The following is a 17,119-nucleotide window of genomic DNA, read 5'->3' as shown; positions in this document are numbered from 1 at the left end:
TGTCCTTTGGACCAGCCAGACCTCCGCGTCCGCGCGCGACCTGACGGCGCTGTCACCTCGCGCGGCGCGCCCCGCCACGGCTGCCGGGCGCGCGCGGCTTGACGCGCTCTTCCGCCTCGGATCATTGTCTGCGCATGCACGTCTGGCCCGCCGCGGCCGGCGCGATCACCCTGGTCGCCGCGGCCGTCCTCGCCTTCGAAGGCGGCGCGCTCACGCGGCTCGTGGCGCCTGTCCCTTACGCCATGTCGCTCGAGGCCGGCGAGAGCGAGCCGCGGCGCGACGCCTACGTCGAGGTCGTGGTGGTCCCGGACGAGCTGCCGCCGCCGACCGCCGAGGAGCGGCTGATGACGCGGCTCGCGGCGGTCAGCCGCGCCGTCGAGCTCGCGCGGGGCGACGCCCGGCCGCGGATCGCCCTCGACACGGCCGGGCTCGACGCGGCGATCCGCAAGATCGTCGCCCCGCTCGAGCGGCTCGCCTCGGTCAGCGTCCACGTCCGCGACCTCGGCAGCGACACCGTGCTGTTCGACTTCCAGGGCGACGTCCCGCTCAACCCGGCCAGCAACAACAAGCTGCTGACCACCGCCGCCGCGCTCGACCTGCTCGGGGCCGACTACCGGTTCGAGACCCGCGTGCTGCGGCACGGCGAGGACCTCGTGCTCGTCGGCGAGGGCGACCCGAGCTTCGATCACGTGGCTTTGGCCGCGCTCGCCGACGAGATCGCCGCGCGCACCGACCTCGCCTCGCTGACGCGGATCGTCGTCGACGACGCCGCCTTCTCGCAGCGCCGGCTGGCCCCCGGCTTCTCCGACACCGAGATCGGGCTGTCGTACCAGGCCCCGAGCGGCGCGCTCAGCCTCGACTTCAACACCGTCGCGATCACGGTCGCGCCCGGGCCCGAGGGCCCGGTCGTCACGCTCGTGCCCGACAGCACCCACGTCGTCATCGACAACCGCGCCACCATCGGCAGCGGCGCCCCGACGGTCCGCACCTACGCGCGCGGCGAGGGCGACGCCGTCGAGACCGTCGTCGAGGTCACCGGCAAGATCCGGCGGCGCGCCAAGCCGGTGCAGGTGCGGCGGCGGATCTCCGACCCCGGCCTCTACACCGGCGGCGCGCTCGCGGTCATGCTCGCCGCGCGCGGCCAGGACGCGCCGCTGCCGGTCGTCCGCGGCCGCGCGCCGACCTACGGCAACGGCGCGGAGCCGGTCGCCCGCCGCGACTCGGCCCCGCTCGCCGTGATCGCCGCCGACGCGCTCGCCTTCTCCAACAACTTCATGGCCGAGCAGCTGCTCCGCACCCTCGGCTGGCGCGTGACGCAGAGCCCCGGCGACTGGGACAACGGCGCGCAGGTCGTGCTCGGCTACTGGCGCGCGCTCGGCCTCGACCCCAACGCGCTGGTGTTCGAGAACGGCTCCGGCCTGTCCGACCTCGGGCGCGTCACCACCAGCGCGCTCGTCGACCTCATCGCCGTCGCCGGCCGCGTGCGCGCCGCGGAGGGCGGCCTCGTCTCCGCCCTGCCCGTCGCCGGCGAGCGCGGCACCATGCTGTCGCGCCTGCGCAAGTCGGGCAAGCGCGTGCGCGCCAAGACCGGGACCCTCGACGGCGTCAGCGGCCTCACCGGGGTCATCACCGCCGAGGACGGCACGCCGCAGGTCGGCTTCTCGATCCTCATCAACGTCGACGACGGCCGCGTCGCCGTGGCCGCCAAGCGCAAGCGCGCCGAGGACCGCATCGTCATGGCCGTGCTGCGCCACCTCGACGCCTGGGCCGCCGCGGGCGGGGCCGGCGGCGACGCGGCGAGCAAGCCGGCGCCCGGCGGCTCGGCCAAGAAGACCGCGGACGAGCGCGTCGCCAGCGGCGAGCCGCCGGGCGGCCCCGCGAGCGATGCTCCGGCGGATCCGCCCGCGGGCTGAGGCTGGCTTTCAGAGCATGTCCGGAAGGGCCTGCTCTTTCGGACCTGTCTTCGGGACCTGGAGCGAGAGCGCTCCGGCTGCCAGGCGTCGGCCGGCGGCGAGGCCTGGCGCATCGCGCATGTCCCGAAGAACCTGCCTTTTCGGACCTGCCCTCGGGGGCCTGCCCGAAAGGACCTACGCGGACCAGCTCACAGCTCGGTGCAGTCGGTCGGCTCGTGGATGACGCACGGCTCGGTCAGCGGCTCGCCGGCCAGGCGGGCGTTGACCCACTGCAGGATGTAGGGGACCGCCTGCAGCACCGAGTCGCCGTGACCGGCGCCGGCGCAGTCGATGTGCTCGAGCTGGTAGCCCTGGTCGCACAGGCGCGGCAGGTCGGCCTTGACCACCGGCGTGTAGACCAGGTCGTCGACCTCGCCCTGCTGGATCAGCGTCGGCGTGACCTTCATCAGCGGGATCTCCGACTCGCCGAGCGTCGCCTGGCGCAGGAAGCAGCCCCAGTCGCCGAGCGCCTCCCAGTCGCGGTCGACCACCGCGTCGATGAACGACTGCGTGTAGACTTGGTTCGTCCCGGTGATCTCCGGCGGCAGGTCGAAGCTGCAGCCGCTCTCCATCATCATCGGCAGCACCGTGGCGACGTCGATCGGCGGCCCCGGGCTGAGCACCTCGCTGAGGTCGCCCTGCCGGCCGGTCCAGTCCCAGCCGCCGACGACCGCGGCCGCGAGCGCGCCGGTGGTCGGCCCGAACACCGTCGCGCCGTGCTCGGTCAGCCCGACCGCGTCGGTCGGCGGGACGGCGGCGACGTTGGCGACGATGTTGAGCTCGGGCGCGTAGTGGGGCGCGTAGCGGTCGGCCCACAGCGTGGCGAAGCCGCCCTCGGAGGCGCCGAACAGGACCACGTCGTCGCCCGGCAGGCTCGGCAGATCCATGTTGGCGGCCGCCAGCTCGTACAGCGCGCGGATCGAGTCGAGCGTGGCGATCGCCGTCGGCTCGGGCACGATGTACGGGTGCAGGCGGTTCGACGGCGGGCCCCAGCCGTTCATGCCGATGTAGTCGGGCGCGACCGACACGAAGCCCTTGGCAGCCAGGATCAGCGGCACCTGGAAGCCCATCGGATCCTTGGTCGGCGCGCACGCGTCGGTGAAGCCGCTGGTGCCGTGGGCCCACACCACCACCGGCCGCTCCTCCTGCGCCGGCGTCAGCGGGAACGACACGAACCCGGTGGTCTCGTGCTTCTCGCCGCGATCCTGGGTGACATAGCGGATCTTGTACACGCGCGCGCCGAAGTCGGCGGCGCCCAGCGCGGTGAAGCCGTTCTGCTCGAGCAGGTCGGTGATCGTCGGCGCGTCGAGCTCGATGACCTGCTCGAAGTCGATGACCTCGCCCATGCCGTCGGACGGGAGCCACTCGAACGGGGGCGCCCCGCAACCGCCGACCGGGAATTCGTCGCCCGTGGTGCCGGTCGAGGTGTCGCCGGTGGTCGTGTCGGTGCTCGCCGCCGTCGTCGTCGGCGTCACGTCGGTCGTGGTCGCCGGCGTATCCGTGGTGCTCGTGGCCTCGGTCTCGGTCCCGGTGCCGCTGTCGGTGGTGTTGACGTCGTCGCCGCACGCGGTCGCCAGCGCGCAGGCGACGACGAGCGGCGTCACATTTCGGTAGACCATGGGTGACATCATCGCCCACTGCCGCGCGCGCCCGCCAGGGTAAATTGCGACCCATGAACCGGCCTTCACGTCCCGGCCCTCGCAGCTTCACCTCGCCGACGCCCCGGACCCTCGCGCTGCTCGCAGCGCTGATCGGGCTCGCGTCGGGGTGCGACAAGGCCGCGACCGAGCCCGCACCGGCGCAGCCGGCCCTGCCCGCCTCGCCTGCGCCTGCGCCTGCACCGGCCGAGCCACCCGCGCCCGCGCCCGCGATCCAGGACATGCCCGAAAAGACAGATCCGCCGCCGGCCCCCGCGAGCCCGCCCGAGCTCGCCCTGCCCCCGCTCTACTACGACCGGGAGCTGACCCCGGCAGACCTCTCCGGCCGGACCCTGCGCGAGCTCACGCTGATGCGCAACACGATCTACGCGCGCGCGGGCCAGAGCTTCCGCAAGCCGTGGCTCGACCAGCACTTCCGCCGCTTCGACTGGTACGCCCCGGCCCCCGCGCCCGACCTCGGCAAGCTCACCCCCACCGACTACACCAACGCCCGCGCGATCGTCGACCACGAGCGGGCGATCCCGCGGGCCACGCTGCTGTCGCAGCAGAAGGCCCTCCTCGACAAGAAGTCCGCCGGCCCGCTGAGCCCCGAGGACGACATCGAGCTCGAGCTGCTGGCGGTCCACCTCGGCGGCTGGACGGCCGACCCCGAGCTCAAACCCGACGACCTGTCGCCGCTCGCCGACCCGACGCAGCTCGACGCGCTGCTCGCCGCCAACCAGCTGGCGACGCTGTCGCTCCGCGACCTGCGAATGCTGCGCAACACGATCTACGCCCGCCGCGGCCGCCCGTTCCGCTCGGCCCTGCTGCAGCAGCACTTCGGCGAGATGGAGTGGTACACGCCCGACGAGGCCTACGCCGACGCGAAGCTGACGCCGATCGACCGCAAGAACATCCGCCTGATCCAGAGCGTGGAGAAAGCCAACGGCGGACCCCTCACCGACTACGAGCACAAGGTCGAGGAGGGCTGGTTCTTCGCCGCCTGATGACCAGCCAGCGCCCCGGGCGGGCGCAGGACCAATTTCAGAAGTGACCGATAGAGCATGTCTTTGCAGGCATGTCTGAATCGGCATGTCTTGACGGGCATGTCCCCCAAGACATGCGCTCGTGTCGCCTCGCGGCTCGAACGCCAGGCGCCGGCGTCCCGATGCTCACCGCGAGCGAAGCGCGGAGCGCCGTCCGCCGTGAGCGAGGCAGGGCGGTCGTCACGCTGCACCCCCTCCCGAGCGGACCGGGCGCTCGCCAGGTCTTGCGGAAGCGACGAGCGCGGGGCTCTGCGAACGTTGGACGCCCCCGGCGCGAGCGCCGGCAGCCGTGACAGTTCGGCCCGCCTCGTTCACGGCGTGAGCGTCAGGCGGTCGGCGTCCCGGCGGCCGGATACGCCGAGCGCTCGCAGCAGGTCGAGCACGGGCGCCGGGTCGGCGGCGAGGCGCGCCGGCCGGCCGCCGAGGCCGGCGTCGATGGGCACCAGAGCGGCCGCCTCGACCCCCGCAGGGCCGAGCCGCACGCGCAGCACCAGGCCCTCGCGCTCGTCCGTGCAATCGCAGGCGAAGGCGGCGTTGCCGAGGCCCCAGGCCACCACGCCCCCGCCGCGGAGCTCGGCGCCGGCGAGCGAGTGCGAGCCGTGGGCGACGACCACGGCGGCACCTGCCTCGAAGGCCAGGTCCGCGGCGCGGCGCAGCGGCGGCTCGGGCAGGTACAGCGGCGGGCCGGTGGTGTGGAAGCCGACCGCGAGGACATCGCCGGCGCGCCGCGCCTCGGCCAGCGCCGCGGGCAGCCCCGGCGGCACCTCGCCCGCCAGGTCGAAGCCGGCGAGGGCCACGCGCAGGCCGTCGCGCTCGATCACCGCCACGCCGGCCGAGAGCCCGAACGGCGCCAGCCCGGCGGCGCGCAGGGCCGCGGCGGCGTCCGCAGGGCCCGTGGGGCCCGCGTCGCTCGCGTGGTTGTTGGCGAGCCCGACGGCGGCGATCCGCGCCCGCGCCAGCTCCTGCGGCGTACCTGTCCCATTGAACAGCCGCAGCGTCCCGGCCTCCCGCACGACCCCCTGGGCGCCCCGCGGATCGATCGGCCCCTCGAGGTTGACGACGCCGCTCGCCTCGGGCATCGCCGCCGCGAGCGGGTCGAGCGCCCCTGCCCCGCCCGGGCCGAGGTGGACGTCCCCGGCGAACCACAGCTCGACGGCCGCGGGCGGCTCGTCGCCTCGCCTGTCCGATCGACCAGCCTCGCTCCCGCACGCCAGCGCTGCGCCGAGCCCGATCGCCGCGATCGCCCGCACCCGCGCAGCATGCCGAGGTTCGGCCCGCTGCGCCAGGCGCGACCGCAGCGCTCAACCTCGTCGGGGCGCTCCGTGCCGTCGCTCGAGGTCGGCGACTCGCGGCCTCGTGCCGGCGCGACGGCGGTGCCGACCCCTCCCGGCGCGCCGCGGCCCTGCTTGCGCCGGCGGCGGCGAGCCGTCATCCTGCCGCCGCATGGCGATGATCTCGCGGAAGAAGCGCCCCTACCGCGTGCAGGAGGGTCTGCGCGGCTACCTCCGCCGTCACGGCCGGCTCGCCGAGCTGCCGGTCTCGTACGCCGATCTCACGCGCTACGACGACGCCACCCCGGTCTACGACAAGCGCGGGCGCGACACCTTGTGGCAGTCGGTGCTGTACCCGCCGTCGATGCGCAAGGAGATCCACCGCGACCTCGTGCGCACCTACGCCAACATGCGGGTGATGGGCAACGCGGCGCTGATGCAGCACCTCATCACCGATCGCGTCGACGTCTGCACCTACGGCAACACCCAGCCGTTCCGCGTCCGGATCCTCAACACCCTCAACGAGAACTTCGACTACTTCTACGTCAAGCACGCCGACGCCTCGCGGCTCTACGGCCTCGAGCTCGAGGACCTGCTGTCGCCGAGCCGGATCCAGTACATCACCGACGGCGTCACCCTCATCGAGGAGCACATCGCCGGGATCCCCGGCGACCAGTTCATCCGCGAGCACCTGGGCGACTCGCGGATCGAGGCGGTGCGCCTCGCCAAGGAGTTCGTCAAGTTCAACGAGCGCTGCTTCGTGCGCCTCCTGGGCGACATGCACTCGAGCAACTTCGTCGTCAACGTCATCCCCGACCTCGACGAGGTGATGGTCCGGATCCGCGCGATCGACTTCGACCAGCAGAGCTACGAGGGCCGCTGCAACGTGTACATGCCCAAGTACTACTCGCAGAACAACGCGGTCATCTTCCTCGCCATGTCGTGCATGACCCACGAGTCGGTCAAGCAGTACCAGGAGGAGGAGCACGCGCTGCTGCGGCTGCGCGCGCGCGCGGAGCACGAGGCGCTCGGCGATCTCCTGCACACCATGAGCGACGACGACCTCGCGCCGGACGAGAACATCCAGCGGCTGCGGCAGGAGCTCGCGCATCACCACCGCGACGACCGCTTCCTGCGCTGCGAGTCGATGGGCGAACTCGTGCGCGCCTCGCTCAGCCTGCTCGACTGGGAGTAGGCGTGCCATAGTAAAGCGATGAGCATCGCCCGCGAGTACACCCGTTCCCTGCGGAAGCACCTGCGCTGCCGGGCGGTCTGGCCGCCCCTGCTCGACGTGCGGCCCGGCGATTACGGGGTGTTTCGCGGCGGCGTGTTCGTGCGCGTCGGCCACCTGACCACCGACTTCGGCGTGCCCGTCGTCAGCGAGCCGGGCGGTCGCCGCGCCGAAAAATTTCAGTACCACAGCGAGGACGCGCTCGGCTTCGGCGGCGCCGCCGACCTCGCCGTCGGAGACGCCGCCGCCGAGCTGCGGATCGGCCTGTCGCGGCGCGCCTCCTTCTTCGTCTCGGTCGCCGAGCTCGACGTCGAGCGCCTCCAGAGCCCGCGCCGGATCGCCCTCGGCCTGCGCGAGCGCGAAGACTGGCCGTTTCTCCGCTACTTCGTCGTCGGCGAGCTCTTCAAGGGCCGCGACCTGCTGTTCTACGGCTCCGAGGAGGGCGAGGCCGGCGTCACCCTGCGCGGCGAGCCGTCCGAGCTGCTGCGCTTCCAGCAGCTCGGCAAGCTCGGCGGCTCGATCCAGATCTCGTCGACCGGCGACTGCCGCCTGCAATACCGCGGCAGCCCCGAGGTCACCGCCGCCATCGGCCTCAACCTGTTCCGGATCAAGCGCGTCGGCGTCGACCCCCTCCGCTACCGGGCGGCCGTCGAGTCCACCCCCGCCGCGACGCTGATCGCGGCCCGCGAGGAGGAGGACGACGACGCCCTCGAGCACCTCGGCGACGACGGCGACGACGACGACCGCCTCGACGACGACACCCGGCTCGCGTGAGGCTGTCCCTCGGGACATGCCCGCCGTCGCATGCCCCGATCGGCATGTTCTCTGGGGCATGCCCGATCGGGCACGCGCGAGAGCGGCGCTCTCCGGCCGGAGCCGCGAGCGACGAACGGGCCCCGAGGGTCACCCTCGAGGCTCGCGAGAGCGGCGCTCTCCGCCCGAGCCGCGAGCGACGAACGGGCCCCGAGGGTCACCCTCGAGGCCCGCGCGAACGACAGCGAGCGCTAGACCCGCTCGAAGATCATCGCCGAGCCCATGCCGCCGGCCGCGCAGGCCGAGATCAGGCCGAACTGGGCCGACTTCTGGGCCATCTGGTCGAGCAGCTGGAGCACCAGGCGGCCGCCGGTGGCGCCGAACGGGTGACCGAGGCTGATGCTGCCGCCCCACTGGTTGATGAAGGTCGGATCGATCTCGCCGACCGCGGCCGGGCGGCCGAGCTTCTCGGCGCAGTACTTGGCCGAACCGAGGCCGTGGATGTTGGCCAACACCTGGGCCGCGAACGCCTCGTGCATCTCGATCACGCCGATGTCGGACAGCGCGAGGCCGGTCTGGTCGAGCACGCTGGCGACCGCGCTGACGGGGCCCATGAGCAGGTGCTCGAACGGGTCGATGGCGGTGAACTGATAGCCGCGGAGGAGCCCGAGGATCGGCCAGCCCTCGGCGCGGGCCAGCTCTTCCGAGGCCAGCAGCACCGCCGACGCGCCGTCGGTCAGCGGCGAGCTGTTGCCGGCGGTGACCGAGCCGAGCTCGCGGTCGAACACCGGCCTCAGCTGCGCCAGCTTCTCCACGCTCGTGTCCGGGCGCGGGTGGTCGTCGGCGGTCACGATCGTCACCTCTTTGCCGCGCGGGACGGCCACGGGGGCGATGCGGGACGAGATCGACTTGTTCTTCCACGCCTCGCCGGCGCGGTGGTGGCTCTGGGCGGCGAACTTGTCCTGGTCCTCGCGCTTGATGCCGAACGCCTTGGCCATCTTCTCGGCCGACTGGCCCATCGTCTGGCCGGTCGACGTCTCGGCGATCGCGGGGGCCACCGGCGCGAGGTCGCCGAGCTTGACCCCGCGGAACGCCTTGAGGCGCTCCTTGGCGTTGCGGGCCTTGCTGGCGGCGAACAGCGCGTCGCGGAAGCGGCGGCCGAACTGGATCGGCACGTCGCTCAGCACCTCGGCGCCGCCGGCGAGCACGACGTCGGCCTTGCCGAGCGCGATCGACTCGGCGGCCGACGCGATCGCCTGGTTGCTCGAGATGCAGGCCATGCTGATCGTGAAGCCCGGCACCCCGGTGGGGAACGCCCCGGCGAGCGCGATCTCGCGGGCGATGTTCGGCGCGCCGACCGGCGGCGAGACGATGCCGAACACGATCTGCTGCACGCGCTCGGGCCGGATCTGGGCCCGCATCAGCGTCTCGCGGGCTGCCGCCACGCCGAGCTGCACGGCCGAGCTGCGGATCAGCTGCCCGCCCGCCTTACAAAAGGGCGTACGCGCCCCGGCGACCACCGCGACTCTGCGGACCTGCGAACTCATGCGGCACCTCCCTCATCCTTGTTGAGGCTCGAGAAATTCTTGCCCGACCGCGCCAGCTCGAGCAGCAGCGCCGGCGGCGTGTAGGTGTCGCCGTAGCGCTCGCGCAGCTGGGCCAGGCGGCTGCACACCGCGCCCGGGCCGAGCGCGTCGATGTGGCGGAACGGGCCGCCGCGCATCGGCGGGTAGCCGAAGCCGAACACCGCCCCGATGTCGCCGTCGCGCGGCGTGGCGATGATGCCCTCCTCGAGGCAGCGGATCGCCTCCATCGCCGCGATCAGCGTCAGACGCTCGCCCAGCTCCTCCGGGTCGCCCGGCTCGGCCAGCGGCGTGCGGCCGGCGAAGAACTCGTAGACCTCGGGGTCGACGCGCTTGCGCGGCTTCTTGCCGAGGAACCCGCGTTCGCCCTCGCCCGGGTAGATGTAGAACCCGCGGCCGTTCTTGCGGCCGTAGCGCTTGCTGGCGAGGAACTGGTCGACCGTGTCCGGCACGGTGATGCGCTCGGGGAACGCCTCGGCCAGCGTCTTCGACACCTTCGCGCCGACGTCGATGCCGACCTCGTCGAGCAGGGTGATCGGGCCGACCGGCCAGCCGACCTGCCGCGCCCCGCGGTCGACCGCCTCGATCGTGTGGCCGTCCTGGACCATCTGCAGCGCGGCCATCAAGTAGAAGCCGAGCACCCGGGTGGTGTAGAAGCCGGGGCCGTCCTTGACGACGATCGGCGTCTTGCCGATCTGCGCCGCGTAGCGCAGGCAGGTCGCCAGCGTCTGCGGCGAGGTCTCCGGCGTCACCACGATCTCGAGCAGCGGCATCTTCGACACCGGCGAGAAGAAGTGCAGGCCGATCAGGCGGTCCTTGTGCTGCAGTTTGGCGCCGACCTTGGCGATCGGCAGCGCCGAGGTGTTGCTGGCCAGGATCGTCGTCGGCGGCACGATCGCCTCGAGCTGGGCGAACACGTCCTGCTTGAGGCCGAGGTTCTCGGGCACGGCCTCGATGATGAGGTCCATGGTGCCGAAGCCGGCCAGCTCGAGGCTACCGCTGACCCGGCTCCTGGCCTTGAAGACATGGCGCTCGCCGAGGCTCTTGGCCCGGCGGTCGAAGTAGGCCTTGCAGTGGGCCAGCGCCTTCCCCAGCGGCTCGGGGGCGATGTCGCGGATCCGCGTCTCGATGCCCTTCTCGGCCGAGACCACGGCGATGTCGGCGCCCATGAAGCCGCCGCCGACCATGCCGAGGCGGTGGATCGGCGCGCCCTCGACGACGTCGCCCTCGGCGTCCTTGACCTCTTGCTTCTTCAGCGCGTTGCTGCGGCGGAACAGCGACACGAGGTTCTGCGCCACCGGCCCGACCGCCAGCTCGGCGAACGCCGGCGGCTCCTGGGCCAGCGCCTCGTCGAGCGGCAGCGACAGCCCGCGCTCGATCAGGTCGATCGCCACCAGCGGCGCCGGATACAGCCCCAGCGTCTTGCGCTGGACCGTCTTGCGCGCCTGGTTGAACAGCACGCGCCGGCCGACCGGGTTCTGCTCGAGCAGCACCCGCGCCACGTCGCTCTTCGGGTGCAGGTGCGGCTCGATCTTGTGCGCCGCCAGCAGCCCCGCGGCCCGGCGCGCCGCCGCCAGCAGCGACTCCTCGCTCACCACCTGGTCGACGAGGCCCATCTTCTTGGCCGCGCGCGGGCGGATGTTGCGGCCGGTGAGGATGACGTCGAGCGCCTCGCGCACGCCGATGAGGCGCGGCAGGCGGGTCACGCCGCCGCCGCCCGGGAACAGGCCGAGCATCGTCTCGGGCAGGCCGAGCACCGTCTTCGGCGAGTCGGTGGCGATCCGCCAGGTGCAGCACAGCGCGAGCTCGAGGCCAGCGCCGAGGCAGGCCCCGTGGATCGCGGCGACGATCGGCACCTTCGAGCCGGCGATCCGCTTGAGGACCTCGTGGCCCTTGCGGCTGAAGGTCTCGACGTCCTTGCGGTCGTTCGCGGTGGCGAACACCTCGACGTCGGCGCCGGCGATGAAGTTGTCGGGCTTGCCCGAGATCAGCACGATGCCGGCCAGGCCGGGCGTGCCGTCGAGCTCCGCGAATTGCTCCTCGATCGCGGCCAGCGCCGCCGGGGCGATCGTATTGACCTTCTCGCCCGGGCGGTCGATCGTGATGACCGCGAGGCGGGGCGACACCTCCGGTGGGTCGAGCGTGAGGGTGAACATGGCGGCCGGACATTGACCCGAAGGCCAACCCGGCGCAAGCACAAACCGCCCTGCCGGGCCCGGACGCCCGCCGGCCGCCGGGGTCGGCCGCACCCGGAGCTCGTCCCCGCCCGACCGACGCCGGCCGCCGCCTCCGGCCAGGGCCGCGGCCGCGGCCGCGGACGGGCCTGCCCTGTCGGACATGTCCATTTCGACATGCCCCGAAGTGCAGCACCTGCGCCTGGCTCAGGTCGCGGCCGGCAGGGCCGCGCCGGCCCGGATCAGTCGCCGCCGCAGCGCCACGGGCACGCGCGCCTCCCAGCCGGGCAGGATGTGCGGCCGCAGGTCGTTGGCCCCGTGGGTGTCCCAGAACAGCACCGGCCCGGACACCGCCCCGGCCGCGAGGTCGCTCCGCAGGGCGGCCAGGCACTTGCCGGTGTAGGTCGTCTCGAGCGCGAGCCCGCCGCCCGCGGCCAGGGCCACGGCCTCCTCCCCGGCCGCGGTCGGCACGGCGTAGCCGGACCCGACCTGCGAGTGGTCGATCGACCAGGTCACGCCGGCGCGCGCGAGCAGCCCCGCCGGCCCGAGCGCGGCCAGCTCGGGCCGCAGCCCGGCGCGCACCAGCGCGGCGAACACCTGGTTCAGCGTGCGCTTGAGCAAATATGTCCCGAGGTACAGGCGCTCGAGCGCCGACACCACGCGGATGCGCACCGGCAGGCCCGCCAGCGCCAGCCCGAGCGCCAGCCCGCAGCACGAGCCGCAGGTGCCTCCGGTGACGTAGAGCGCCTGCGGGGCCGGCAGCGCGCCCTCCTTCACCTGCTGCGCGAGCTCGAGCCCGGCCTCGACGAAGCCGAGCGAACCGAGCCCGGTGGTCCCGCCGGGCGGCATGTACACCCCGGGCTGCGCCGGCCGGGCCCACGTGCGATAGGCCAGCCACGCCAGCGGCAGCGCCGGCCGCGTCGGCACGGCCCACAGCTTGGCCCCCGTCGACAGCAGCAGCGCCAGATCTTTGAGCGTGTGCGCCGTCGGGACCTGGTCGAACACCCAGGCGTGCAGCTCGCGGCCCTGGGCCTGCAGGTGCAGCGCCAGCGCCACGAGGTGATGACTGCCGATCCCGCCGACCGAGACGATCGGACGTCGATCGTCGTACGGCGGGTTGGCCAGCAGCCACTCCAGCTTGCGCACCTTGCCGCCGCCATAGAGACGGCTGGTCTGATCGTCGCGCTTGACGTAGACCGCAGCCCCTGGCGCGTCGAGCCACGGGGCGCGCTCGACCGGGGTCGGCAGCGTCGCCAGGTCGAGGCGAGCCGGGGGGTTGCGCAAGAACGGCGACAGGTGGTGTTCGCGCTTCATGGGCCGAGAGGCGAGCCGAGCCAGCTTGCCCGAGAGGCGTCACGCCTCGCAGCAACGATAGGCGAGACCTTCCTCATGAGAGGACTCGGGCCCGAATCACCCCGATGCTGGGTCGCGGCCGCAGGGCCCGGTATGCTTCCAACTCTAATGAAACCTTGCCCGTTCTGTGGGCGGAGGGAACACCGGCGGAGACGAACCAGTCACGCGACGACATGGCGAATCTCCTTGTGGAGCATGACGCCAGCACCCCTTGAAAAAATCAAGCGGGAAAATTAAGATTGCGGACGAGAGTTGGGGACGCGACCCCTTGCTCGGAAACCCGGCGAGACCCGCCGGGTTTTTTTATTGCGCACGCAACGATGGTGCCCAAGGCACGACGGCTACTGTTGGGCCCGGCGCTCCCGTGACTCCGCCGCGCCGCGCCAGTTCGCCGAGCCGCCCGCGGAGTCGGCGCCCCCGCTTTCCGGAGCTGCCTCACGCAGCAACAGTGCGGCGCCGCGCGCAACAGATGCACGGGGCGCGAAGGCAAGCCCTTTCGCGTGAGGCGCGCTACAAATTTCCTCGACGACGGTGCTATCGTTCGAGCGTGCATATCGCCGAAAACTACTCCGGAGTGTTCGCGCCCGTCGCGCTCCGGCGCATGCCGGCCGACAACAGGGGCGCGAGAGACGGGGCGTTCGAGAACGCCGTCTCGAACCTTGCAAACTTCGTCGCCGACCACCTTTTCGACGCCGAGGACGACGTCCAGCTCGAAGAGCAGCTGGAGGCGCTTCTCGACGAGGAGAAGTACTACGACCTCATTGATGCCGTCCGCGAATCGTTCCGCCGCGAGGTGGATCCCGTCGAGGCCGCGCAAGCCTCCCAAAGTGTCGACGCGCCGCCGGGCCTCCTGCGGCTGTTCAGACACCGAAAGGAGTTGATGGACCTCGTAGCCCACTGCTGGCGGCAAGCGCAGCTCATCAATGCGGCTCACTGGGCCCTCATCGCAGCCGTGCAGGGGGTCGAAGTTGATGACGATTTTCGCGGAGTGCTTACTCGTTGGACTGCGCCTCCCAAAAAACTTTCCGAGTGCCTCTCGGAGGACGTGCCTGCGTTTTTCAAGCAGATGCACGTCGATTTGCGTCTCAGCGACGCTAGCCTCTGGGCGATCATCGCGGCACTTCCACACCAGGCCGACGACTGGATTCTTGAGGAGTTGCTGCGAACTCTGGATCGAACCCAGACTCGCTACTTGAGCAACCTGAGCAAGCCCGAGGCTTTCCCCCCTTCCGCGCGGGCCAACAGCCAACGCAGAGTGGCGACCCTGCCTCACTGGTTGGCCGCAGCCGAGGCCCAAGGTGCTGCCGTCTACCCGCCACTTCCGGAGGGAAGCGATGACTAAGGTCGTTCGCGTGCGCGAGGTGTGGTGGGCCAAGAATCTGAGCGACGGGCCAGAAGGTAAAAATCGTCTGGTGCTCGTGCTAGCAGAGTTGAAGTCCGGCTACTACGAGGTCATTTACGGCCAAAGCAACCCTGAGCCGACCGGCCGAGTGCCACACGAGCGCGTCGAACCTGGGACGAAGCGCGGCAGAAGATTCAAGGTCTACAAAGACACGTACTTCCGCGCCTCCAATGTCCGGCTGTTGCGCAACTCTGAATTCCTCGAGCGGACGGGAACCTGTTCGAGCGAGGACTTCGTGCTGTTCGAACTGCTCGCCGAACACTTCTACGCCAACGACCCGACAGCGCGGGTGAGGCGGAGCCAACTGCAATCCTCCGCGCCGTCGGAGCCGCAGCCCATGCTCCCCGAAACGGACAAGCAGCCCCTGCTTTCCGCAACTGAGTCGACCTCTGAGCCTCAGGTCGTATCGCCGAAAATTGAGTAGGCCGCCTCGCGCTGCCGCAGCGCCAAGCTGGCCGGTTCCACGTGGCGCGACGCGTCGCTCAAGTTACGTTGCCGGTCAAACGCTTGAAGAGGCCTCGCACACCGGCAACAAGTTTCTTGCTGGACTCGTAGTAGCGCTCGCCCCGCGCAGCAGCGGCGCCGAGTTCGCCGAAGGCCGCACTGGGCGTCGTGGCCTGCTTCGCTCGAGAGAGCTCCCCGGCTAGGCCAGCAAGCTCCCTCTCGACCGCCGCCGCCACGGCCTCCGCCCACGGGGGAAGTGGTCCGTTGGCAGGCAGCGTCTCCAACACCCGCGCACAGGCGGCGTACGCGGCTTCTACCTCTTCGAATTCAGACCTCGTGTCTCTCCTCGTGGCGTCTGGATGGGTGCGCCGCACTGCCGACCGGTAGGCACGTTTCAATTCCTCACGGCTACAGCTGCGCTTGACGCCCAGCACCTTGAACGGATCGCGCGGCTTCTTCACGATCGCCTCCTCCTTCATGCGCGGCGCATCTGCTCTGCAAGACGCGCCCGCGCAGCGCGACCGGCATCCGCCTGCAGCAACTGCAGCAGGTCCAGCAAGAGTGGTTCCGCCGGCGGCGGCACGAGGCGGACGATGGCCACGAGGTCCCCGGGCGAGGTCCTGCCGAGCCCGCGGCCGGCGACTCGGAACCGATGGCCGTCGCGCGTGCCCGGGGCTATCGCCTCCTCGACGAACCCTCCAGGCGTGGGGATGGCGACTACTGCGCCGCGGAGGGCCTCGAGCCAGGTCACGGACAGGTCGACGACGAGGTCGCAGCAGACCCGTCCGGCCAGGTCGCGGCGGACCTCGTGGCGGAGCTGCTCATCGTCGACGAGCTCGACCGTGACCAGGAGGTCGCCGGGCGGCTCACCCGCCTCGCCGGCTCCGCGGATCCGAAGCCTGTCGCCGGCGGCCACGCCAGGCGGCACCGCGACGGCACGGTCGCCGAGCGGCACGCTGCCGCCGTGGAGAGCGACCGGCACGGGGACGCGGAGCGTCGCCAGGATGTCTGCACCGGGCACCGGTGGGTGCAACAGGTCGTAGGCCGCCCGCTCCCGCGGGTCCAGGAGGAGCTCGTAGGCAGCTCTGGCGGCGACGAACTGTGCCTGCGCTGTCGCAGCCTTGTTTCGGTCGGGATGAAGCGAAGCCCGGAGCCGTCGCCATGCTGCCTTGACCTCGGCTGCCGACGCGTCGCGACGCACGCCGAGCGTCTCGTAGGGGGACGGCACAACCGAGAAAATAGACCGGCGACAGCGGGCCGGAGCGAGCGTAAGCGAGTTTAAGCGAGCGCCACCGCCTGATGGGAACGGGCCGAAACTATCCTCGCGGGAATGAGCGAGGAGACGAACGTTCCCACCGCTGGTCAGGTGCGCATCACCATCCGGCTCGGCAATCGCCGCGGGCCGCCGCACGAGGACGGCAAGCGCGGCGAGTTGATCGCGGAGCGCGACTGTCCCGCGCAGGTGGTGCCGTGGCTCAGGACGTTCGTCCTGATGATGCGCCCCGCGGCCAAGTACGATGCCATGTGGGTGTACGCGGGCGACGAGCTCTTATGGTCGACGAGCGGGACGCGAGCGGAGGTCGACGCTGCCACCCAGGAAGAGCTGCACCGGGGTGACCGCGACATCGCCGCCCAGCGAGAGGCCGCGTCCGTGGTCCGCCTCGAGCTGCGGAGCCTCGAGGGACAGGTTGCTTCCGCTCAGCGAAGCCTCGACCGCCTCGAGCAGCAAGAGGCGGACGCTCGCGCATCGCTCGCAGAGCTGCGAGCACAACTCAAGGCCGAGCGTGAAGCTGCCGACGCGACTCGAGAGGCGTTCCGACGTGAGCGCGCCGAGCTGGCGGCCATCGAGGCGGAGGAGCGCCGCCGCCGGCTCGAAGATGCACTCGCGGAGTCGACCCGCATCCGCGCAGCGATCGCCGAGAGCAACGCGTTGCTGCAGGGGAACGCCGAGAGAGAGTTTGAGCGCCTTCGTCGAGTGACGGGCGCCCACACCGACGAGCTGGCCAAAGCCTCGCAGGTGCATATGGCGAACCTCGAGCAGATCGAGCGGACGGGGTCCGCCATTACGGAGCGTGTCCGGACCGCGACAATCAAGCAGCTCGAACAGGCGGCGGCGAGCAGCGAACTGGTTGAGGCGCGGACGCTGCGCGAGGTCACGCAATCCGTGAAGATCCACGATCGCCTCGACGAGGTCCTCTCGCAACGCATGGCGCCGAAGGACGACAGGCCGAGCCCCATCTGTACTGCCTCGGCTGGCCCGCAACGGGCCTGAG

Annotated in this window: 14 protein-coding genes; 7 read left to right on the top strand and 7 right to left on the bottom strand. The window is 71.5% G+C overall.

Annotated features, from left to right (window positions below):
- Positions 1 to 134: 134 nt before the first annotated feature.
- A complete protein-coding gene (dacB, locus tag NAEX_RS44565) occupies positions 135 to 1,913 on the top strand; it encodes a D-alanyl-D-alanine carboxypeptidase/D-alanyl-D-alanine endopeptidase (RefSeq protein ID WP_096334017.1) in 1,779 nt (592 codons plus the stop codon).
- 188 nt (positions 1,914 to 2,101) lie between these two features.
- On the opposite strand, the gene NAEX_RS44560 is transcribed toward dacB, so the two are convergent.
- Positions 2,102 to 3,571, bottom strand: coding sequence for a lipase family protein (locus tag NAEX_RS44560; protein WP_170136562.1), 1,470 nt, complete (start codon positions 3,569 to 3,571; stop codon positions 2,102 to 2,104).
- A gap of 53 nt (positions 3,572 to 3,624) precedes the next feature.
- On the opposite strand from NAEX_RS44560, the gene NAEX_RS52595 reads away from it, so the two are divergent.
- Entirely contained in the window at positions 3,625 to 4,596 is a 972-nt protein-coding gene (locus NAEX_RS52595) for a YARHG domain-containing protein (protein ID WP_211302629.1), read from the top strand.
- Between the two features lie 350 nt (positions 4,597 to 4,946).
- On the opposite strand, the gene NAEX_RS44545 is transcribed toward NAEX_RS52595, so the two are convergent.
- Positions 4,947 to 5,885, bottom strand: a complete 939-nt coding sequence (locus tag NAEX_RS44545; RefSeq protein WP_096334015.1) for a CapA family protein — start codon at positions 5,883 to 5,885, stop codon at positions 4,947 to 4,949.
- 193 nt (positions 5,886 to 6,078) lie between these two features.
- Here NAEX_RS44545 and NAEX_RS44540 point away from each other — a divergent pair, with 193 nt between their 5' ends.
- Both NAEX_RS44540 and NAEX_RS44535 read left to right on the top strand, forming a co-directional pair.
- Entirely contained in the window at positions 6,079 to 7,101 is a 1,023-nt protein-coding gene (locus NAEX_RS44540) for a hypothetical protein (RefSeq protein WP_096334014.1), read from the top strand.
- Positions 7,102 to 7,119: 18 nt separating this feature from the next.
- Positions 7,120 to 7,911, top strand: coding sequence for a hypothetical protein (locus NAEX_RS44535; protein ID WP_096334013.1), 792 nt, complete (start codon positions 7,120 to 7,122; stop codon positions 7,909 to 7,911).
- A gap of 230 nt (positions 7,912 to 8,141) precedes the next feature.
- Here the strand turns inward: NAEX_RS44535 and NAEX_RS44530 are convergent, their stop codons facing one another.
- From NAEX_RS44530 to NAEX_RS44520, 3 genes are all read right to left on the bottom strand, one after another.
- Complete coding sequence (locus NAEX_RS44530; protein ID WP_096334012.1) at positions 8,142 to 9,437, bottom strand: acetyl-CoA C-acyltransferase; 1,296 nt, start codon at positions 9,435 to 9,437, stop codon at positions 8,142 to 8,144.
- Complete coding sequence (locus tag NAEX_RS44525; protein WP_170136561.1) at positions 9,434 to 11,629, bottom strand: 3-hydroxyacyl-CoA dehydrogenase NAD-binding domain-containing protein; 2,196 nt, start codon at positions 11,627 to 11,629, stop codon at positions 9,434 to 9,436. The genes NAEX_RS44530 and NAEX_RS44525 overlap by 4 nt, the downstream gene beginning before the upstream one ends.
- Before the next feature lie 225 nt (positions 11,630 to 11,854).
- The gene (locus NAEX_RS44520) at positions 11,855 to 12,961 is read right to left on the bottom strand and encodes a pyridoxal-phosphate dependent enzyme (RefSeq protein WP_096334010.1); all 1,107 of its coding nucleotides are present in this window, start codon (positions 12,959 to 12,961) and stop codon (positions 11,855 to 11,857) included.
- A gap of 586 nt (positions 12,962 to 13,547) precedes the next feature.
- On the opposite strand from NAEX_RS44520, the gene NAEX_RS44515 reads away from it, so the two are divergent.
- Entirely contained in the window at positions 13,548 to 14,342 is a 795-nt protein-coding gene (locus tag NAEX_RS44515; protein ID WP_096334009.1) for a hypothetical protein, read from the top strand.
- Positions 14,335 to 14,826 (top strand): hypothetical protein, encoded by a 492-nt coding sequence (locus NAEX_RS44510; protein ID WP_143825769.1) that lies wholly within the window; start codon positions 14,335 to 14,337, stop codon positions 14,824 to 14,826. Before NAEX_RS44515 ends, NAEX_RS44510 begins: the two co-directional genes overlap by 8 nt.
- 58 nt (positions 14,827 to 14,884) lie before the next feature.
- Here the strand turns inward: NAEX_RS44510 and NAEX_RS44505 are convergent, their stop codons facing one another.
- Positions 14,885 to 15,325: a J domain-containing protein gene (locus NAEX_RS44505; RefSeq protein WP_096334007.1), complete on the bottom strand. Its 441-nt coding sequence runs from the start codon at positions 15,323 to 15,325 to the stop codon at positions 14,885 to 14,887.
- Positions 15,322 to 16,074: a DnaJ C-terminal domain-containing protein gene (locus NAEX_RS44500; protein ID WP_143825768.1), complete on the bottom strand. Its 753-nt coding sequence runs from the start codon at positions 16,072 to 16,074 to the stop codon at positions 15,322 to 15,324. The genes NAEX_RS44505 and NAEX_RS44500 overlap by 4 nt, the downstream gene beginning before the upstream one ends.
- Positions 16,075 to 16,176: 102 nt before the next feature.
- Here NAEX_RS44500 and NAEX_RS44495 point away from each other — a divergent pair, with 102 nt between their 5' ends.
- Positions 16,177 to 17,118 (top strand): hypothetical protein, encoded by a 942-nt coding sequence (locus tag NAEX_RS44495; RefSeq protein WP_143825767.1) that lies wholly within the window; start codon positions 16,177 to 16,179, stop codon positions 17,116 to 17,118.
- Position 17,119 lies beyond the last annotated feature (1 nt).

Origin of the sequence: Nannocystis exedens, from assembly GCF_002343915.1 — a bacterium.
GTDB classification, from domain to species: Bacteria; Myxococcota_A; Polyangia; order Nannocystales; family Nannocystaceae; genus Nannocystis; species Nannocystis exedens.
This window is presented reverse-complemented; position numbering and strand designations above follow the sequence as displayed.

Excerpts from the sequence above, each read along its gene's own strand:
- NAEX_RS44540 (WP_096334014.1), top strand. The coding sequence starts at position 6,079 with ATGGCGATGATCTCGCGGAAGAAGCGCCCCTACCGCGTGCAGGAGGGT.
- NAEX_RS44530 (WP_096334012.1), bottom strand. The coding sequence starts at position 9,437 with ATGAGTTCGCAGGTCCGCAGAGTCGCGGTGGTCGCCGGGGCGCGTACG.
- NAEX_RS44535 (WP_096334013.1), top strand. The coding sequence starts at position 7,120 with ATGAGCATCGCCCGCGAGTACACCCGTTCCCTGCGGAAGCACCTGCGC.
- NAEX_RS44495 (WP_143825767.1), top strand. The coding sequence starts at position 16,177 with ATGAGCGAGGAGACGAACGTTCCCACCGCTGGTCAGGTGCGCATCACC.
- NAEX_RS52595 (WP_211302629.1), top strand. The coding sequence starts at position 3,625 with ATGAACCGGCCTTCACGTCCCGGCCCTCGCAGCTTCACCTCGCCGACG.
- NAEX_RS44560 (WP_170136562.1), bottom strand. The coding sequence starts at position 3,571 with ATGGTCTACCGAAATGTGACGCCGCTCGTCGTCGCCTGCGCGCTGGCG.
- NAEX_RS44525 (WP_170136561.1), bottom strand. The coding sequence starts at position 11,629 with ATGTTCACCCTCACGCTCGACCCACCGGAGGTGTCGCCCCGCCTCGCG.
- NAEX_RS44520 (WP_096334010.1), bottom strand. The coding sequence starts at position 12,961 with ATGAAGCGCGAACACCACCTGTCGCCGTTCTTGCGCAACCCCCCGGCT.
- dacB (WP_096334017.1), top strand. The coding sequence starts at position 135 with ATGCACGTCTGGCCCGCCGCGGCCGGCGCGATCACCCTGGTCGCCGCG.
- NAEX_RS44505 (WP_096334007.1), bottom strand. The coding sequence starts at position 15,325 with ATGAAGGAGGAGGCGATCGTGAAGAAGCCGCGCGATCCGTTCAAGGTG.
- NAEX_RS44510 (WP_143825769.1), top strand. The coding sequence starts at position 14,335 with ATGACTAAGGTCGTTCGCGTGCGCGAGGTGTGGTGGGCCAAGAATCTG.